Below are 18,997 nucleotides of genomic sequence, written 5' to 3' on the forward strand. Positions count from 1 at the left end.
AACCAATTAATCCAATGTAAACCCTTGTTTTTTCAAAAAACCCGCTATTTCTGGTCTTCGTATTTCTTCAAAAAACTCTACATTCTTGTCTCCCCATGAAGTTTGATGCTGATTTTTTTCACGTAAAGCATAATAATCTTTGGTCAATTCCTCATACGCTTTTAAATCTGTAAATTGTTCATGTGGATACTGATTTTCTCCTACTTGATTTTCTAGTAATAGCCGTGGTTTTACTTGGTTTTTATATTCTGGAACGCCTACAGTTAATCCGAAAACAGGTATCGTAAATGGTGGTAAGTTTAGCAATTCAGCTACTTTTTCAATATCATTTCTTATTCCACCGATATAACAGATTCCTAAATCAAGAGACTCCGCAGCAATAACCATATTTTGAGCTGCAATCGTTGCATCTATCACCGAGACGAGTAATGATTCCATATTTCTCAACCCATCCAAAGTTCGATTATTCTCCAGTAAAAGTTTTGATTGTCGGTATAAATCACCTACAAACACATAAAAGGTCCCCGTTTGGTTTACATAAGAAGCACTATTCGTAATTTCAGCTAGTTCCTTTCTTAGCTTTTCATCTGTGATTTCTAAAATAGAAAAAGATTGCACAAAATGCGAACTAGAGGCACTTCTCGCAGCTGTTAATAAATGTTGTTTGGTTTCATCTGATAATCTTTCATTTTTAAATTCTCTTACTGAAACATGTTTAACTAATTGTTGAATTGTTGCATTCATAACATAACCCCCAATTTGAATTTGTACTGTAAATAAAGTATAATCTATCTGTGCCATCATTTGAAATGCGTAAATCATATGCCGGTATCATTATTTTTGATATCAAAAGGAGAAAATTATGGATATTGAAAACATGAAAGCATTTAATAAAGTAGCTGAACTAAAGAGTATTTCTGCAGCAGCGAATGAACTGCATCATTTACAGTCTAATATGTCCAATAAAATAAAAAATATCGAAAAACAGTTCCAAACTCAACTTTTCTTCCGGCACTCGAATGGTGTGGAATTGACTAAAGAGGGCGAAAAAATCTATCAACAATTCAAAAAAATGATTTTATTATGGGAGGAAACGATTGATATTATCAATAATGAAGAAGAAACGATCTCAATCGGTATTACGCAATCTTCTTTGCCTATGGAATTTAACACAATCATTAAAGAGTTCTATCAACAGTTTCCAAATAAAAAATTATCTATCGTTAGCGGAAGTACAAGTGAATTAATACCAAAAATAGCTAACAGAGAACTAACCATCGCTTATGTCGCTGAACTCGAAAAAGAAAATTTATTTCAAGATAGCCAAATCATCTCACAAACGCTCTCATGGGATAAACTAGTTTTCGCAGGCAACACAGCTGGAAAATCAGTCCAAAAAATATTAGCGGAAGAACGATTATACGTCTTCAGCAAACAATGTTATTCATACCGCGCCTTGGCTTCTCTCGTTAACGATTTTAATATCCCAAATGTCTCCATATCAGAGATCAATATTCCTGAAACACTTGTCGAAATCTGCAATAATGAACTTGGCATTGGAATTATTCCTGAAAGCATCGCACTAAACTATCATTTTCTGAACTACGAAACATTACCCACAGATTATGTAGCACTTCGAAAAACATTAATTTATCATGCAAATCATACAATTTCAAATGGTGAAAAATGGCTTATCGAAAAAAGTAAACCAGCTTTCAAAAGTTAAGTTGTTGATTACAACCCTTTCAAGCGGCTAGCTATTTATGATAAGGCTCCCCCCGAACAATCCGAAACGCCCGGTAAACCTGCTCCACCAGCACCAACCTCATCAACTGGTGCGGCAACGTTAACCTCCCAAACGAAATCTGCTCATTACTCCGCTTCAAAACAGCCTCACTGTACGGCGTGGGCAGCCAACGTTTAATTCATAATCAACTTAAGAAAATTGCTGATTTTTCGATTGATTTACTCGCTTCCCAGTCTATCATTACGATTTACTTTTAACAGAAGCAGATTTGCAGAAACTCAAGCACATTTTAGAAACTAAGCCAAAAGTCGATTCCATTTTCCATACAAATTGTTCAGAAATCCCCTTTTCCCGCCTCCAAAAGCTCAATAAAACATGCCAAATTCGGTGACATCCATCTTTTTTTATGATAACTATAAATAGTTGCTATTTCTAGATTATCCAGAGGACTTGGGACTTTACGGATCTGCTCCTTTCCAAGCTCTTCCGTGAACACAAAATCTGGAAAAACTGCAATGCCTAAATTGTTAATCACACATCTTTTAATTGACTCAATACTCCCAGCTTCCATTCTATGCTTAAGCGTTATATTCCGTTTTTTAATCATCGCTTCAAAATGTTTTTGATAAATACTATCCACATCGTTCGATAAAAAAGATACATCAAATTCTTTATTTTCATCAGAAAAATTAATAGAATCTACCTCTTTTTGAGCACTCGCAATTACAGAAATAGCTTGCTCGCCCAATTTACTATTCGTAATCTGGTCACTTTTTTCACCAACATCATAATAAATGCCTAAATCAACTAAACCATTTTCAACTTCATACGGGATTTCAAAGCAATTTAACGTTTTTAAATATAATTTTACATTGGGAGCTTTTTCATGGAATTCCTTTAGAATGGGCTGCATTTGGTAAGTCAATATACTTTCGGGGATAGCAATACGCAAGTCACCTTTTAACTCTGCATTATTCGAAAAGTTCTTCATTTTGTTATACGTTTCAAGTATCTGATTCACAGAAGGCAACAAATCACTTCCCGCAGAGGTTAAAACCATTTTTCGGCCAATTTTATCAAACAATTTCACATGAAGCTCTTGTTCTAGTTGTTGAATTTGCGTGGTTACTGTCGATTGGGCGTAATTTAATTTTCGAGCAGCTTCTTGAAAACTTCCCGTTTCTAAAATCGTTTTAAACGTTAGCAAATTTTTTAAGTCCATTGTTACTCCATGTCCTTTCCAATAGTTCAAAAAAACCGAATCATACATTCGATTTTTTTCGTTATTCAGAACTGTATTTTTGTTGTAGTATAAATTGTACTAAGGGATAAGTCAAATATTACTTAGTATACTAAAAAAGAAAGTTGGGTAACTAATGGAAATTAAGCACTTTGCAAACAATCCTAAACATTTAGCGGAACTAGTCGACTTAATCAACTACTGCCAAAATATCGAAGCAAAACTAGCTATTACCATGGCTGAACAAGCAGATATTTTTGAGATTGAAGATTATTATCAAAAGAAAGGCGGTCAATTTTGGCTTGCCCTGCATGATAATAAAGTTGTTGGTTCAATTGCACTGTTACCATTTGACAAGGAAACAGCTATTCTAAAAAAATTCTTCACCTATCCTGAATTTAGAGGGAATCCAGTGCGTCTTGGTCAGCAGTTATTTGATGCTTTTTATGCGTTCTACACCGCGAATGATTTTTCTCGGATTATTTTGGATACACCTGAAAATGAAAAACGCTCGCATTATTTTTATGAAAAACAAGGATTTCAGCAAATTACTCGAGAAGCATTAGATATTGACTACCCGTTTCCTGACAGAAACTCGAGAATTTATGAAAAAAATAATTCAGAACAAGCTTAAAAGACTATCAATGTCATTTTTCCAAAGCCTGAGCAAAAGATATTGAAGACTCTTTACATTATCCTACTAATTAGCTTTGCAATGTCTTAATTTAGAATAATATTCTTGAAATATGAATAAAATCTGGTCGTATAAGCAATTAAATTTTTAATTGTAGTTTAAATAAGCTTTACTTAAGCTCTAATAAATTTTTCATTTTGAACAACTAAGCTCAACATTTTATAACGATTTATAGTTAAAAAAACTTTTCCTAAACCCTAACAGGAAAACAAATTTTATCCTAATATATTTTTAGACTCTATCGCCTTGATACTTTCCTTTATCTTCACTCTATCTAATTCATATTTTTCTATGATATATTGATAAGCCGATAAAACTTCCGCTGCTGTGAAATCTCTATATGGAAGTCCGGCACAAACTACAAATAATTCTTCATTTGACCAATCTTTTATTTCCTTTTCAGGAAAAACATTTCTCATACTTTGAAAACTTTTCCCAGCAATTTTTGTGTTTGTGTTGTTAAAATAAATAAATAACAAATACTTCTTGTACTCTGATCTATGCTCATATACGTTAGCTTCGTAAAAATTTTTTAAGCTTTGCAAAAATATTTTTGTATAAACTAATTCAAAAATTTTTCGTACTATTTTTTTATTATAGCCAGCCTCAATAAATAATATTCTAATAAGTTGCATCTCTAGAGTCGAATACCCTCTTATATTTTTAGAACGTTTTATAAACTTATAAGCTTTCTTTGCATATTCCATTAAACTCTTCGTATTGCCACTTAATTGCTTATTCTTAATAGAAATAAATTCAAATGATAAAAAACTATATGTCTGTTTTCTTTTAAAATAAGTCTTATCTTCCATATCACTAATCATCTCAAAATAACAAGAGCTAAAATCATTATGAGGTCTTCTATATATAGGATTTGGTGAAAAATATTTTTTAATTACTTCATCCACACTCTTCACTTTAAACTCTTGTGCAGTAACTCTGCTCACACCTAGAACAAAAATTAATATAGCAATAATACTCAAAATATAACTAATTTTTTCAACATCAACCTCCAAAAACCAATTAAAATCTATATTATTCGATAATTCATTTCTAAGAAATATAGGTAATAGTGAAAAAATAATCCAGCCTATATGATATTGAAAAAAAATTATAAAAAAATAATCAAGTAACTTATATCCCAGTTTTACAATAATAATCTGCTTTTCATTATCATTAGAGAGAAATTCTAGGTAAATAAATGTGCTTAACAAAAGAAATACTATACTCATACCCAAATTAAGGATATTTAAAAAAGATAAACCAAACGTCATTAAATACATCAATAAAATCTTCTGATTCTCTTTAAAACTCGCGTAGTTAACTATAGCTATACATGCAAATAAATACACGAAAAAAAGGTTATTATTAAATAAATTCTCCATAAGCAGCTCCCTTTTATAATGCTTATTTCTAGAAGCAACTACTCCTAGAAGCCTCTCAAAAACTATACAGTCTTTAGTGATTAAAAATAATTAAAAATTATCTCTATAAAATATTTACTGAAACTAAAATTCTAATAAAAAACTAACATCGAGTTATTATGATACCCTTCATTTATGATAAGGCTCCCCCCGAACAATCCGAAACGCCCGGTAAACCTGCTCCACCAGCACCAACCTCATCAACTGGTGCGGCAGCGTTAGCCTCCCAAACGAAATCTGTTCATTACTCCGCTTCAAAACAGCCTCACTAAGCCCCAGCGATCCGCCAATCACAAACGCCACCTTACTCTTACCATAAGTCGCCAGTTTATCCAAATCCGCCGCAAATTCCTCACTCGACTTCATTTTCCCATCAATCGCCAGCGCAATCACATGGGCATCGTCCGGAATCTTCGCTAAAATCCGCGCCCCCTCTTTATCCTTCACTTGTTTCATTTCCGCGTCACTCAACACTTCTGGCGCCTTTTCATCCGGAACTTCGACAATTGACACTTTAGCATATGCGCTCAGCCGCTTTAAATATTCAGCAATCCCCTGGACTAGATATTTTTCTTTTAATTTCCCGACCGTCACAATTTGGATATTCATTAACGTCACCCTCATCTTTATTAATACTTTTATCATACCTCAAAGAACACCCGCAACACTAGCCAAAATGAAAAAAAGAAATTACTACAAAAAACTTACTCCACAGGTTATCCCGCCCTTATACACAACTTATCCACAAAAACTATCCACATATCCACAAGCCGATTCTCTATTTTGTGTCCGAACGTATATTCCATACAATATATATGATACCCCATTTTCACTATCCACAGCTTATCCACAAGCAAAAATACTTGTTATTTTGTATCGAAAGTACATTTTGAAAACAAGCTAACCAACTGTGCCACAATCACTCTCATCGATTTATATATTTAATAAAGTTGTTTTCGCTTTCACATTTTCGCCTTATTTATCTTTCAATTGTGGATAAATGGCTTTCTATCCACATTTTTGCTTTTTGACCTATATTTTCGCAAAAAATGTGTTTTTTTCAAAAATAAATCTGAGTTTATTGATTTAATTATCAAAATTGTTCTTTTCCACAAGATATTCACTGCTTACACACAGGTTATCCACAGAAGTTATCCACATATCCACAATAACCGCCTATATTTAGTAGCCGAATTCTTGTTCTCTACCATATCTATATCTGAAAAAAATCACTATCCACAAGTTTTCCACAGAAAAAACCACCCTCTTTTTTAAGAGGATGGTTTTCGTTATCATGTCGTTGTTTTTGCTGCTTCTAATTTAATGTCTGTTGATTGCTCTTTACCGTCACGGTAGTATTTCACTTTGACTTTATCGCCAATTTTCACATCGTTGCCATATAATATTTTGCGAAGTGTCATGGAGTTAGTTACTTTTTCACCGTTTAGTTCAACAATAACATCATATTGTTTAAGTCCTGCTTTGTCTGCTGCTGAGCCAGATACTACTTGTTGTACCATTGCACCGTAATCTACGCTATCTGGTAATTTCAAGATATTTTTTTGTTGTGTTTCTGGAATTGTATCAACATCGCGTAAGGAAACGCCTAGAGAAGGACGCTCTACTTCGCCTTTAGTTTCAAGTTGTTCGATGATTGGCTCTACAGTGTTACTTGGAATCGCAAAGCTAATACCTTCTACATTTTCCATTGAAATTTTCATCGAGTTAATACCGATTACTTGGCCTTCAATATTGATTAAAGCTCCACCACTGTTACCTGGGTTGATTGCGGCATCTGTTTGGATAACATCTGCTTCCCAGTCTTCTGTTCCGTCGCCGTTTGTATCAACTGGTACAGCACGGTTTAAACCGGAAATAATACCTTGTGTTACAGAACCGGAAAATTCAGTTCCAAGTGGGCTACCAATCGCAATCGCTGGCTCACCAAGTTTTAATGAATCAGAATCGCCAAACGTAGCAACTGTGCTAACATTTTTATCATCAATTTCAAGGACAGCTAAATCGTTCCATTCGTCTGTTCCTAGTAATTTTGCTTCTGATTTTTTACCGTTTGTAAATGTTACTTCTAATTTATTCGCATCAGCTACCACGTGATTATTCGTCACGATATATGCTTTTCCATTTGCTTTTTTATAAATAACACCTGATCCTGATGAAGCTTCTTTTTCAGAACTTGTTGTTCCGTCTAAAGATGAAGATGATTGGTAATTCAGTACACTAACTACGGCATCTTGTACTTTATCAACCGCTTTAGTTACATCAGAGGTAGTATTTACAGAAACTTTTTCTACTTTAGTCGGTTTATTATTTGAGTTAGAAGTTGTATCTGCGTTGTCGCCGTTATCCCATGCTACAAAGAATATAATAAGTCCGCCAATGATAACGCCAATAAGTGCAGTTAAAAAGTATCCAAGTAAGTGTTTGTTGCGTTTCGGAGGCTGATTCCCGCTGCCACCGCCGCCGTTATTCACTCTATTCGGTGGAATCGTGCCGCCACCTGCACCACTAGGACGTCTTGGTCCTGGAGCTGGTCTAGCTGGTTCAGGTTCTTTACTACTTGCTTCCTCAAAAAATGCATTGGTAGAGCTTGCCTCAGCAGCTTCTTCTGTTGCTCCGGCAAATTTCTCTCCTTCTGGTGTCACGCCTTCTACTATAGGAGTTTCTTGGACTGGTTGCGAGCTATCTTTTGTATGTAAAGTCTCCTCGACCTCTCTTTTTGGCGTGCTCTCGTTCTCGCTGTTTTCATTTAAATTTTTTTCTTTCTCGTCCATGTCTTCCTTCCTCTCTGCAAATTTCGCATTTATATACTTCCATAGTAAACCGCAAATATGAAAAAACAATGAAAAAGCTTTAAAAAAATGGTGAAACTTAGATAGTGAAGATAGACGTAGCGTTATCAGGATCGGTATCAAAAATCTCTAGCTTGCCACCAACATCGATTCCTTCTGAAATAAGCGTTTGCGTTACGCTCATCCGCGCTAGTTCTTTCATATTGTTGTCTTTACTAAGATGACCTAAATAAATTCGTTTCGTTTGATCTGTAATTACTTCGCTCATTGCTATTGCTGCATCTTCATTACTTACATGTCCCTCGTCGCCAAGAATTCTACGTTTGACATTCCAAGGATAGCGTCCCATTCGAAGCATCTCTACATCATGATTACTTTCAAAAAGGTATGCATCAGCGCCTGCAATATGCCCTTTCATTCGATCACTAACATATCCTGTGTCGGTTATCATTACAAATTTTTTATTCCCCTTATGAAATATGTAAAACATCGGCTCAATCGCGTCATGAGATACACCAAAGGATTCTACTTGCATGCTGCCAAAAGATTTCACTGTTTCCATGTCAAATTGAAACTTCTGTTCAGAAGAAACTTCGCCAATCATATTATCCATTGCTTTCCATGTTTTTGCATTAGCATAAATAGGGAGTTTATATTTACGAGCAAGCACACCTAGCCCTTTAATATGGTCTGAGTGTTCATGAGTAATTAAAATCGCGTCTAAATCATTCATATCTCGACCAACTTGCGCGAATAAACCTTCCATTTTCTTGCCACTTAAACCACAGTCGATGAGAATTTTTTGGTCGCCAGTTTCTACTAGAGTTGCATTTCCTGAACTTCCACTGGCTAATATACTAAATCGGATTTGGTCCGTGTCTTTTTCAGTTAGAATTTTATTTGCGAACATTTTTTATCCCCCTAAAGGCTTATATATCTTCCATTGTAACGCTAATTCGGTAAAATTGCATGCCAATCGGTTGAAAAAGCCAACCTAAATTTTATTGTATTTAGGTTGACTCTGATTTTATTTTGCTTTTTGACGACTGGATAATTCTGTGGTTGGCTCGGTTGTTGTTTTATTTTCGGATTGGTTAATAACTTGTTCATCTTTTGCATTTACAAGAACGTAACTAGTCTCGCCGGAATGTTTCACTTCAAAACACCAAACTGGGAAATAGACATTCCCTGAAGGCAATTGTACAGTCGTATAGTAACCGAAAGTCGCAGAAACAACGTCACTGTCTTGTTTTAACTCACCGTGTTGGTAAACAGCTTCTAACGCATCAGTGGATGACATTAAGTTTGTCTTGTCTTTTAAATCATCTTGTTTGGACATCCACGTTTGCTCGTAAGAAATTACTCGATCATCTTTATCTAAATAAAAGATAATTTGCCCAGCTTCGTCAAAAAGAACCATATTATTATTGATTAATTGATTGAAAGTAAGTGTTCGCGCATCTTTGTCGTAGTTCCAAAACTCATAAGACTCGCCGCGATACACATCGGATTCCATGAATTTTTGAAAATCAGGATTGTTTCCTTTTTTGCCAGCTTTTATGGGTGTTTGTAGGACAGAATATATTTGTTTATTGTTGTCTTTGAGTGTAATTGCTTGTCCTGTCAAATCACTAACATCTTTTGTCGTAAAAGCGGCTTGTTCGGTAGTGAAGATAGCTCCACTAGTTGGCTTGCTTGATAAATCAGGATGAGAAATATTATCTGCTTTTAATCGTTCTTCTAAAGTTTCATTTCCTAGTGTGTCTGGATCATCTGATAATTGTTTATTAAAGAAAATCACTGCTAAAAAGACATTTAAAATGAGGAGCGTTACAATGAAAATCATTTGTGTTTTACGCCAATCCATCTTTATTCACCCGCCTTTTCTGCTTCTGGTTGGAAGATGAACCATTTATCATGATATTTATATAACCAAGTTGGCTCTAATGTAACAATGCGGTTCATGCCAGATGATTCACTTCTTGTCATGTGGTAGCCAGGAACAATATCTTCTATTTCTTCGGCTTTCACATTAGGATTTTCAACTAGTGCATTGTAGACGGAATAAGACGACTCCATAGTTACTTCTTTTTTCTCTCCAGGAACGTCCGTATCTAAACGGAAAAATGGACGCATGTATTTATAAACTGCTTCGAGGCCTTCTGTAACAGAAATATCAGCCATACCATCTTCATTATAAACTTGTAAATTATCTATAAACAAACTAAAATTGGTCGTTGCGCTTTCGGCAGCATAACCGGTGAAATAATAAGCGCCATCCCCAGTCCAACCCGCATGATCATTTACAAAATTGAAACTATCTTGAATCAATCCAGCTCGTTTGACGTTATTTAAATCTTCAGGATTAGTGCGCTCTTGAGAAGGATTTACATATTCTAAAACCTTATTTTCTGTATCCATTTCAATGACGCTAGAGCCGTCTGTATAGGTATTTCCTTCGCTCTTAACTGTACCTGAATCTTGAAATAGCGCTGAGGTAAATAGATTGATTTCAAGCGAATCTGTAATGTATTTTTTGCGATTTAGCTTTGTTTTTTCGGAGCTTAAGAACAGATTGCGTTTGTTGGAAATAACTTTATCGTTTTGCGCGAGTTTACTTTCGTTCTTTTTAACAATTTTTTCAATTTTATCAATATCTTTATTTTGCAAGGAGCTTTGGTAAATATTTTCTTGGTCATCATTGGCAAAATAAACAGAATGAAGCCCAGTATCCGTGTTATTTATATCAAATACAATACGATTAAAGAAGGCAGATTCTAGCCCTTCTCCTTCCACTTGGAAATTTTGAGCAAAAATTGAAAATGGAATATTGTTAGGGAAAATAATCTCTATCGTCCCATTTTTATGGATTAATTTCTCGTATTCTTCATTACTTTTTTTATTGGCAAGAACTACTTCTGAGAAACTAAATGCTTTTCCTTGTGCCATTAACTCATTTAACAAGTCTGAGTCTAAGCTTTGGTAATTAATTTCATTTGCATTAACAGCTAATTTATATGGTTTAAATACTTGTGATGTTGTCATGGTTTTATCAATGGTTGTTTTTTCAACTTCTTTAACGTTAATCGCTTCGTAATCAGGTTGTCCCTTCCAAATAAAGTAGCTTAAGACGATACTGAGCACGACTAGAACTGTTAATAAAAATGAGCGAAATCCTGTTTTTTTCATCATTCCCAATCATCCTCCGGTAAGTCACTGTATGGCAGGGTGAATTTAATTATCGTACCTTTGGACTTGTTGCGTTCTGCCCAAATTCGGCCACCATGAGCTTCGATAACTTCTCTGGCTATCGCTAGTCCTAACCCTGTTCCTCCCATTTCCCGCGAGCGAGCTTTATCAACACGGAAAAAGCGGTCGAATACATTTGCCAAATCTTCATCAGGTACGCCTAAACCTTCGTCAGCTATACTAACTTCAATTTCATCTTCAAATTTTTTCAAGTAGAAAGAGATTCGGCCCCCGTCCGGTGAATATTTATTGGCATTCGAAATAATATTATCTAATACTTGCATTACTTTATCTTCATCAATTTCGATGATAACCGGTTCTTTTGGAATGTGGCGTTTAAACATGATTGTTTCTTTTTTCATCATTTCAAAGCGATCGATAATATGGTTGAAGAAGTCTGTGAAATTCACGAAACTTTTTTCTAATTGCTCTCTTCCTCCGTCCATTCTTGAAAGTTTAAGCAGGTCATTTACAAGACGAATCATTCGTTCTGTTTCGTTTTGAGTCACTTCAAGGAAACGTGGTGCAATTTCTTTATCTTCCCATGCCCCGTCACTAAGAGCCTCTAAGTAACTATGCATACTTGTAAGTGGAGTTCTTAATTCGTGCGACACATTAGAAACGAAATCGCGGCGTTCTTGATCAACTTTTTCTTGATCGGTAATATCGTGTAATACTGCAATAACGCCATTATTAAATCCAGTTTCTCTTTGAATAACGGAAAAATTAGCGCGCAGTACGTATGGTTTATCAAGCGTACTACGGTCCATCGTTAATGAACCATCGACTTCCATTAAATCTTCAAATTGATAGGTATCGCCAATATCTAGTACATCAATAATTGATCGACCATTGGCACTCTCATGCTTAACGCGTAACATTTTTTCGGCTGGCGTGTTAATAAGAATAACTTTTCCACGGCGGTCTGTAGCAATTACTCCATCGGTCATATAGGCAAGTACGGAGGAAAGTTTGCGCCGTTCTCCTTCTGTCATGGCCTGTGCTTCTTGAACACGTTTTGTTAATGTATTGAAGGAATCTGCTAGTTCGCCAATTTCATCCACACCATAGACTTTAACTTTCCGGCTGTAGTTTCCTCGCGCCATCGCATAGGCTTGACGTTTCATTTCAATAATTGGCTTCGTAATCGTTCTGGATAGTAAAATTCCAAGTACCGCTGTAATGATCATGGCAATCAAAGTACCAGTAATGAAAATGTTCGTAATATCATCCACTTGTTTATATACACTTTCAATATCGGCGACAAGATAAATAGCCCCTATCACTTGTCCTTTATTTTTGATGGAGGATACGTTCACCCAGACACGGTTATTTTTATTTGATTCGTCTTTATAAATTTTATCCTCAGATGTAGTTCCGAGTGATAAGGTTCGTTTAACAAGGGGATCGTTACTTTTTTGCCCAACGATGCCTTGATTATCTAAATTGGAAGTCCCGAGAATTTTGCCTTTATCATCTACTATTCTTACTTCGATTATGTTGCTGCTTGCACGCGAATAGTCGACCAAAAGCTCTCGAATATCATTTTGTAGCTTCACTGAGTTATCGCTATTTTTTATGATTTCTTCTCTAGCATTATAATCCAGCAACGTGATGCTATTCGTGATGGAATCTTGAAAATTCTTCTCCAGTTGCCCTTCCAGCTCACGTACAAAATACGCGCCGATTACTTGCATTGCTACAATAATTAATAGCAAATACATAATAACTAACTTAAATTGTACAGACTGAAAAAATCTCATTTTATGCATAAGTCTTTCTACTCCTATTCGGGGTAATATATTTAAATTAGTATACCATATGTTATGGGGTAGACGTATTGTTTTTCCTGTTATTTGGGTCAATTTATTTATAAAAATAATTATTAAGTATGCGGATATACCCAAAAAAAGTGGTCCTCCAAGTTTTTTACTTGGCGACCACTTCTTGTTTATTTATTCTTGTTCTGGATTGCGTAAATAATAACCAACGCCGCGTCTTGTAACTAACCACGCTGGATGGCTTGGATTATCTTCAATTTTTTCGCGTAGACGTCGAACAGTAACATCGACCGTACGAACATCACCGAAGTAATCATAGCCCCAAACTGTTTGAAGTAAATGTTCTCTTGTCATGACTTGACCCATATGTTTAGCTAAATAATGAAGTAATTCGAATTCACGATGCGTAAGTTCGATTGTTTCGCCACGTTTTGAAGCAACATATGCGTCTGGATGAATAATTAATGAACCAATTTCTAATTCACTGTTTTCTTCTTCCTCGGCAGCGTTTGAGCTTACTTGGCTATGACGGCGCAAGTTGGCTTTCACACGAGCGATTAATTCGCGGTTACTAAATGGTTTCGTAACGTAATCATCGGCACCAAGTTCAAGTCCGATAACTTTATCAATTTCGGAATCTTTTGCAGTTACCATAATTATTGGCATATCATACTTCTTACGTACTTCACGACATACCTCAATACCATCACGACCTGGAAGCATAATGTCCAGTAAAATCAAATCTGGCTGAACTTCTTCTACAAGTTCTAACGCTTCATCGCCATCATAGGCGCAATATACATCAAAGCCTTCTTTATTTAGATTAAACTTAACTATATCCGCAATCGGTTTTTCGTCATCTACTACAAGAATTTTCTTTTCTGCCATTTTTTTACAGTCCTCTCATTCCTGGATTTCGCCGGCTTTAACCGGGACAGATACTTTTTATTTAATGCAAAAAAATCTCACTAAATACTTTAAATTCCGGCCTGTCTTCATAAAACAACATGCTAAGAATAGACTTACTAATCAATTATAACACATACAGTTAATTATCTGAATTATTACAAGCTATTTTCTCTTAAAATCACATAATCTCTTAATTTTGTGCCACTTTATCAAATAAATGTAGCTTGGAAATTCGCGCCACTGCCTCTTCTAATCGTCTTTCATCCATTAAAAGTCCTACGCGTACATAACCCTCACCGAAAGTCCCGAAACCACTTCCGTCAGCAACAGCTACACTAACTTCATTTAATAAGTAATCCGCGAATTCACTACTTGTAAACTCTTTTGGAACGGGCATCCATGCAAAAAAAGAGCCCGCTGGAGCAATTGCTTCCCAACCAATTTTATCACAAGCAGCTATAAATGCATTTCTACGGCTTTCATAACGAGCATTTAATTCTTGTACACAAGTTTGATCGCCTGTGAGAGCCTCAATTGCAGCATCTTGAATACCTGGGAATAAACTTACATACATATGATCTTGAATGAGGTTGATTGCTTCGACAACGTCTTTATTCCCAACAGCAAATCCTACGCGCCAGCCAGCCATATTATATGTTTTCGAAAGCGTATAAAGTTCGATTCCAACCTCTTTCGCCCCTGGAGTTTCTAAAAAGCTAATCGGTTTCTTCCCATCAAAACCAATACCACCATAAGCAAAATCATGTGCAATCGTAATATTGTTTTCTTTAGCAAAAGCAACCGTTTCTTCAAAAAAGTGAGTCGTAGCAACCGCGCCAGTGGGGTTATTCGGATAATTTAAATACATCAACTCCGCTTTTTTTGCGATTTCTTCAGGAATTTTATTAAAATCTGGTAAAAAGTTATTTTCAGCAATAAGTGGCATTGTTTCGAACTGAACTTCTCCTAAAACTGCTCCTGATAAATAATCTGGGTAGCCCGGATCTGGTAAAAGCATTACATCACCTGGATCCATTAAACACATTGGCAGTTCAACAAGCCCTGTTTTCGTCCCAAATAAAATGACTACTTCTGTATTTGGATCAATGGTTACATTATATTCACGCGCATAAAAATCAGCCGCGGCTTGTTTAAGTTCCTGTTTTCCACGAAACAACGAATATTTATGATTGATTGGATTTTCTGAAGCTGCTTTCATTGCTTCCACGATATGCTTGGGTGTTGGCTGGTCTGGATTTCCTTGACCTAGATTAATCACGTCATAACCTTCTGCCACTTTCTTTCCCACTTTTTCTACAAGGCTAGAAAAAAATTGATCTGGTAAATTTTGCAAGCGTTTGGAAATTTTCATTTGGCACCCGTCCTTTTCAAGTTTCATTGATTAAAATAGTAAAGTTTTCTGAAGTATTTGTCCAGTATGATTTTTTTTAAACTTAAAAAAGCATTGACAAATTATCTTAAAATGCGTATATTTTTAACTAACAGGTTTTTCTAAAATATTTTCTCTTATCGAGAGCGGCAGAGGGACTGGCCCGATGAAGCCCGGCAACCTAACTTTATTTAAGCGTAAAGTGAAGGTGCTAATTCCAGCAAAATGGTGTATTCCGTTTTGGTAGATAAGAGGAGCTGGATATGTTCGACTTTCCACTTCTCTATTCTAAATAGAGAAGTTTTTTTATTGCTTTCATGAATAAATCTGGATAAATAATCAACATACTAGGGAGGAAAAAAAGATGAGAAAATTAACAAAAGGGTTAGGAATTTTACTTGCATCAAGCCTTATTCTAGGGTTAGCAGCATGTGGAGGCGGAAGTGACGATAAAGCCTTAAGCACAAAAGAAATCACCATTGGAACAACAGCAGGACCTCACCAACAAATCGCTGAAGAAGTTCAAAAATTAGCGAAAAAAGACGGCCTTGAAATCAAAATCAAAACTTTTGATGATTATAATACACCAAATACAGCTTTAAACGACGGTGACCTCGATGCGAATAACTACCAAACAATCCCGTTCTTAGAGCAACAAAAGAAAGATAAAGGCTACAAATTAGACGTTGCTTTTAAAACAGTAGCATTCCCAATGGGTGTTTACTCTAACGATATTAAAGACTTAAAAGACCTGAAAAAAGGCGACAAAATTGCCGTTCCAAACGATCCAAGTAACGAATACCGTGGTTTAAAACTATTTGAAGATGCTGGCATTATTAAATTAAAAGATGGCGTGGAAGAAAAAGCAACGAAAAAAGACATTGCTGAAAACCCACTTGACCTTGAAATCGTTGAACTGGAAGCTTCTCAAATCCCTGCACAATTAGATGAAGTTGCAGCAGCAGCTATTAATACTAACTTCGCAATGGGTGCTGGACTTTCTATTAATAAAGACGCAATTTACCATGAACCAACAAAAGACAATCCATATCCAAACGTATTTGTTATCCGTAGCGAAAACAAAGATGATGAAGTCGTTAAAACATTAGAAAAATACTACCATTCTGATGACGTAAAAGCATTTATTGAAAAAGAATTTAATGGGTCTGTAGTACCTGCATTCTAGGGAGTTGTTTTATTTTGATCGAATTACATCAAGTTTCAAAGTCATTTAACGTAAATGGAAAAACCGTAGAAGCCGTCAAAAATGTTTCTATTACAGTCGAAAAAGGAGAAATTTTCGGTGTCGTTGGTTACAGTGGCGCCGGAAAAAGTACCCTCGTTCGTTGCATCAACTTGCTTGAACGTCCTGATGCCGGCCAAGTTTTAATTGACGGGAAGAATTTGTCTACCCTCTCAAGTAAAGAACTTCGTGTCGCTCGTCGGAAAATTGGTATGATTTTCCAAGGATATAACTTACTTAAAACCGCAACTGTCTATGATAACATTGCCAAACCGTTAAAATTAGAAGGTGTTCCAAAAGACGAAATCGAGATTCGCGTAAATAAATACTTGTCGATTGTTGGCTTAGAGGATAAAAGAAACAATTATCCAAGTCAGCTTTCTGGCGGTCAAAAACAACGTGTTGCGATTGCTCGTGCTCTTGCGCATGAACCAGAAATTCTTTTAAGCGATGAAGCGACAAGTGCTTTGGATCCTGAAACAACAGAAGCAATTTTGCAGTTGTTACTTAAGATTAACGCTGAGCTTGGCATTACGATTTTCTTAATTACACATGAACTTGATGTCATTCAACGTATTTGTGACCGGGTTGCTGTGATGGAAAATGGCCATTTAGTAGAGCAAGGTACCGTTCTTGATATTTTCACCAAAGCAAAACACGCGACAACAAAACGCTTTGTTGGCTCGGAAGCTAGTTTCGACATCCCGCAAGATTTGCTTGAAAAATATATCGCGACCGGAAAATTAGTTTCGCTTCATTTTATTGGTGATGAGGCTGATGAACCTGCGCTCGCTCTTGTATCACGCAAATTCGACGTTCTTCCAAGCATTTTAGCTGGTGGAATAGATCATTTGAAAAACGGAACACTTGGAAAACTACTCGTTCATTTAAAAGGGGACGAAGCCGAATATAGTAAAGCTATTGCTTATTTGAAAGAATCTGGAGTCGTTGTTGAGGAGGTCGAGTTACTATGAGTTTGTTTTTTGAAGAATGGGGACCGATACTTTGGCAAGGATTTTTAGAAACTCTTACAATGACTGGGATTACACTTGTAATTTCACTAGCAATTGGGTTGCCACTTGGCGTATTTTTAACATTAACGCGTAAAGGCGGTCAATCAGAAAATCTGGTTGTATATAGTATTTTGAACTGGGTAATTAATATTTTACGTTCGCTACCTTTCATTATTTTATTATTCTTAATGATTCCGGTAACTCGCTTTGTTGTTGGTACTACTATTGGGATTCAAGGTGTGATTATGCCACTTGTTGTATTCACCGCGCCTTATATCGCTCGCTTGATGGAGTCTGCCCTACTTGAAGTTGATCGTGGTGTTATTGAAGCCTACCAAGCAATGGGGATTTCAACGCCAAAAATCATTTGGAGCGTAGTTATTCGCGAAGCTCGGTCTGGTATCGTTCTCGGTTTAACGATTGCTACAATTGGTCTTATCGGCGCAACTGCAATGGCTGGACTTGTTGGGGCTGGCGGACTTGGAACGATTGCATATCAATATGGTTTCCAGCGTTTTGAGCCGACTGTCATGTATACAACCATCATTATTTTAATTATCATGGTACAAGCACTACAATCATTCGGAAATTTCTTATCTAGACGTCTTAAAAAAGATTAATTTTACTACTAAGAGCTTGGTGCGTAGTGTTCCGGTATGGACTCGCCACCAAGCTTATGTTATTTTTAAAAGAAAAAGGGAGCGAAGAACATGTGGAAGTTGGCATTATGTCAAACCGATGTAGTTTTTAAATATCCGGATGCAAACTATGCGCGGATTGAAAAAGCAATTGTTGAAGCTGCTGAAAATGGGGCCGATATAGCAGTTTTACCTGAAATGTGGAATACAGGTTATGCTTTAAATGAATTAGCTGGGGTTGCTGATTTAAATGGGGAGAGAACAAAAGAATTTTTAGCTGGCCTTTCAGAAAAACACCAAATCGCTATAATTGGCGGCTCGGTTTCTATTTCAGAAGGAAGCAAGTTTTCCAACACGATGTACGCTTTTGATAAATATGGCGGACTACTTTCTTCATATAAAAAGGTACACTTATTCCAACTTATGAATGAACACTTATACTTAGAACCTGGAAATGATAAAAACCTATTTCGACTAGATGGTATTTCTTGCGCAGGGTTCATTTGTTATGATATTAGATTTCCTGAATGGATTCGCAAACATACTTCAGAAGGCTCAGAAGTTATTTTTGTTTCTGCACAGTGGCCAGCTGAACGCATTAAACAATGGGAACAACTACTTATTGCTCGTGCGATTGAAAACCAAGCTTTTGTTGTTGCTGTCAATCGGGTTGGCGATGATCCAAATAATCATTTTAACGGTCATTCGCTTGTTATTGATCCACTAGGAAATGTTATTGTTCATGGTGGCGAAGAGGAAGGCAATATTTATGCTGAAATCGACTTGAATTTAGTCGCTGAAACTAGAGGGATAATTCCTGTTTTTACCGACCGTCGTCCTGAACTATACTAAAATCAGA

At 36.1% G+C, this 18,997-nt stretch carries 17 protein-coding genes, 2 pseudogenes and 1 riboswitch; of the genes and pseudogenes, 7 read left to right on the plus strand and 12 right to left on the minus strand.

Annotated elements, in window-relative coordinates; translation table 11 throughout:
- Nucleotides 1-6: 6 nt before the first annotated feature.
- Entirely contained in the window at nucleotides 7-744 is a 738-nt protein-coding gene (locus AC4PG0_RS06875; RefSeq protein WP_194317711.1) for an NADPH-dependent oxidoreductase, read from the minus strand.
- A gap of 118 nt (nucleotides 745-862) precedes the next feature.
- On the opposite strand from AC4PG0_RS06875, the gene AC4PG0_RS06880 reads away from it, so the two are divergent.
- A complete protein-coding gene (locus AC4PG0_RS06880) occupies nucleotides 863-1,726 on the plus strand; it encodes a LysR family transcriptional regulator (RefSeq protein WP_194317708.1) in 864 nt (287 codons plus the stop codon).
- Nucleotides 1,727-1,757: 31 nt separating this feature from the next.
- Here the strand turns inward: AC4PG0_RS06880 and AC4PG0_RS06885 are convergent.
- Nucleotides 1,758-1,898, minus strand: a pseudogene (locus AC4PG0_RS06885) (23S rRNA (pseudouridine(1915)-N(3))-methyltransferase RlmH); the annotation flags it as partial.
- A gap of 1 nt (nucleotide 1,899) precedes the next feature.
- Between AC4PG0_RS06885 and AC4PG0_RS06890 the strand changes: the two are divergent.
- Nucleotides 1,900-2,066, plus strand: a pseudogene (locus tag AC4PG0_RS06890) (hypothetical protein); the annotation flags it as partial.
- A 15-nt stretch (nucleotides 2,067-2,081) separates the two neighbouring features.
- Here the strand turns inward: AC4PG0_RS06890 and AC4PG0_RS06895 are convergent.
- Nucleotides 2,082-2,969, minus strand: coding sequence for a LysR family transcriptional regulator (locus tag AC4PG0_RS06895; protein ID WP_033837838.1), 888 nt, complete (start codon nucleotides 2,967-2,969; stop codon nucleotides 2,082-2,084).
- Between the two features lie 154 nt (nucleotides 2,970-3,123).
- Here AC4PG0_RS06895 and AC4PG0_RS06900 point away from each other — a divergent pair, with 154 nt between their 5' ends.
- Nucleotides 3,124-3,621, plus strand: a complete 498-nt coding sequence (locus AC4PG0_RS06900; protein ID WP_003770215.1) for a GNAT family N-acetyltransferase — start codon at nucleotides 3,124-3,126, stop codon at nucleotides 3,619-3,621.
- A 275-nt stretch (nucleotides 3,622-3,896) separates the two neighbouring features.
- Here the strand turns inward: AC4PG0_RS06900 and AC4PG0_RS06905 are convergent, their stop codons facing one another.
- The 9 genes from AC4PG0_RS06905 to AC4PG0_RS06945 form a co-directional block, all read right to left on the minus strand.
- The gene (locus AC4PG0_RS06905; protein ID WP_492167981.1) at nucleotides 3,897-5,066 is read right to left on the minus strand and encodes a hypothetical protein; all 1,170 of its coding nucleotides are present in this window, start codon (nucleotides 5,064-5,066) and stop codon (nucleotides 3,897-3,899) included.
- Between the two features lie 168 nt (nucleotides 5,067-5,234).
- Nucleotides 5,235-5,714 (minus strand): 23S rRNA (pseudouridine(1915)-N(3))-methyltransferase RlmH, encoded by a 480-nt coding sequence (gene rlmH / locus AC4PG0_RS06910; RefSeq protein WP_185550402.1) that lies wholly within the window; start codon nucleotides 5,712-5,714, stop codon nucleotides 5,235-5,237.
- 683 nt (nucleotides 5,715-6,397) lie between these two features.
- Nucleotides 6,398-7,897 (minus strand): serine protease HtrA, encoded by a 1,500-nt coding sequence (htrA, locus tag AC4PG0_RS06915; RefSeq protein ID WP_033837837.1) that lies wholly within the window; start codon nucleotides 7,895-7,897, stop codon nucleotides 6,398-6,400.
- Between the two features lie 97 nt (nucleotides 7,898-7,994).
- Complete coding sequence (locus AC4PG0_RS06920) at nucleotides 7,995-8,825, minus strand: MBL fold metallo-hydrolase (protein ID WP_010990327.1); 831 nt, start codon at nucleotides 8,823-8,825, stop codon at nucleotides 7,995-7,997.
- A 117-nt stretch (nucleotides 8,826-8,942) separates the two neighbouring features.
- Nucleotides 8,943-9,782, minus strand: a complete 840-nt coding sequence (locus AC4PG0_RS06925; RefSeq protein ID WP_003760196.1) for a two-component system regulatory protein YycI — start codon at nucleotides 9,780-9,782, stop codon at nucleotides 8,943-8,945.
- A gap of 2 nt (nucleotides 9,783-9,784) precedes the next feature.
- Entirely contained in the window at nucleotides 9,785-11,107 is a 1,323-nt protein-coding gene (gene yycH, locus AC4PG0_RS06930) for a YycH family regulatory protein (protein WP_010990326.1), read from the minus strand.
- Nucleotides 11,104-12,936 (minus strand): cell wall metabolism sensor histidine kinase WalK, encoded by a 1,833-nt coding sequence (gene walK, locus AC4PG0_RS06935; protein ID WP_003770200.1) that lies wholly within the window; start codon nucleotides 12,934-12,936, stop codon nucleotides 11,104-11,106. Before walK ends, yycH begins: the two co-directional genes overlap by 4 nt.
- A gap of 183 nt (nucleotides 12,937-13,119) precedes the next feature.
- Nucleotides 13,120-13,833 (minus strand): response regulator YycF, encoded by a 714-nt coding sequence (gene yycF / locus AC4PG0_RS06940; protein WP_003724221.1) that lies wholly within the window; start codon nucleotides 13,831-13,833, stop codon nucleotides 13,120-13,122.
- A gap of 211 nt (nucleotides 13,834-14,044) precedes the next feature.
- Nucleotides 14,045-15,226 (minus strand): pyridoxal phosphate-dependent aminotransferase, encoded by a 1,182-nt coding sequence (locus tag AC4PG0_RS06945; protein ID WP_492167796.1) that lies wholly within the window; start codon nucleotides 15,224-15,226, stop codon nucleotides 14,045-14,047.
- A 152-nt stretch (nucleotides 15,227-15,378) separates the two neighbouring features.
- Nucleotides 15,379-15,498: riboswitch (SAM riboswitch) on the plus strand.
- 110 nt (nucleotides 15,499-15,608) lie between these two features.
- Here AC4PG0_RS06945 and AC4PG0_RS06950 point away from each other — a divergent pair.
- The 4 genes from AC4PG0_RS06950 (at nucleotide 15,609) to AC4PG0_RS06965 (ending at nucleotide 18,990) form a co-directional block, all read left to right on the plus strand.
- Complete coding sequence (locus tag AC4PG0_RS06950) at nucleotides 15,609-16,430, plus strand: MetQ/NlpA family ABC transporter substrate-binding protein (RefSeq protein WP_003770196.1); 822 nt, start codon at nucleotides 15,609-15,611, stop codon at nucleotides 16,428-16,430.
- A 14-nt stretch (nucleotides 16,431-16,444) separates the two neighbouring features.
- The gene (locus AC4PG0_RS06955) at nucleotides 16,445-17,461 is read left to right on the plus strand and encodes a methionine ABC transporter ATP-binding protein (protein ID WP_003765155.1); all 1,017 of its coding nucleotides are present in this window, start codon (nucleotides 16,445-16,447) and stop codon (nucleotides 17,459-17,461) included.
- Entirely contained in the window at nucleotides 17,458-18,120 is a 663-nt protein-coding gene (locus AC4PG0_RS06960; RefSeq protein ID WP_003760183.1) for a methionine ABC transporter permease, read from the plus strand. The genes AC4PG0_RS06955 and AC4PG0_RS06960 overlap by 4 nt, the downstream gene beginning before the upstream one ends.
- A 90-nt stretch (nucleotides 18,121-18,210) precedes the next feature.
- Nucleotides 18,211-18,990, plus strand: a complete 780-nt coding sequence (locus AC4PG0_RS06965) for a carbon-nitrogen family hydrolase (RefSeq protein ID WP_003760181.1) — start codon at nucleotides 18,211-18,213, stop codon at nucleotides 18,988-18,990.
- Nucleotides 18,991-18,997 lie beyond the last annotated feature (7 nt).

Source organism: Listeria sp. MAN/IMW/UF464, assembly GCF_058683955.1.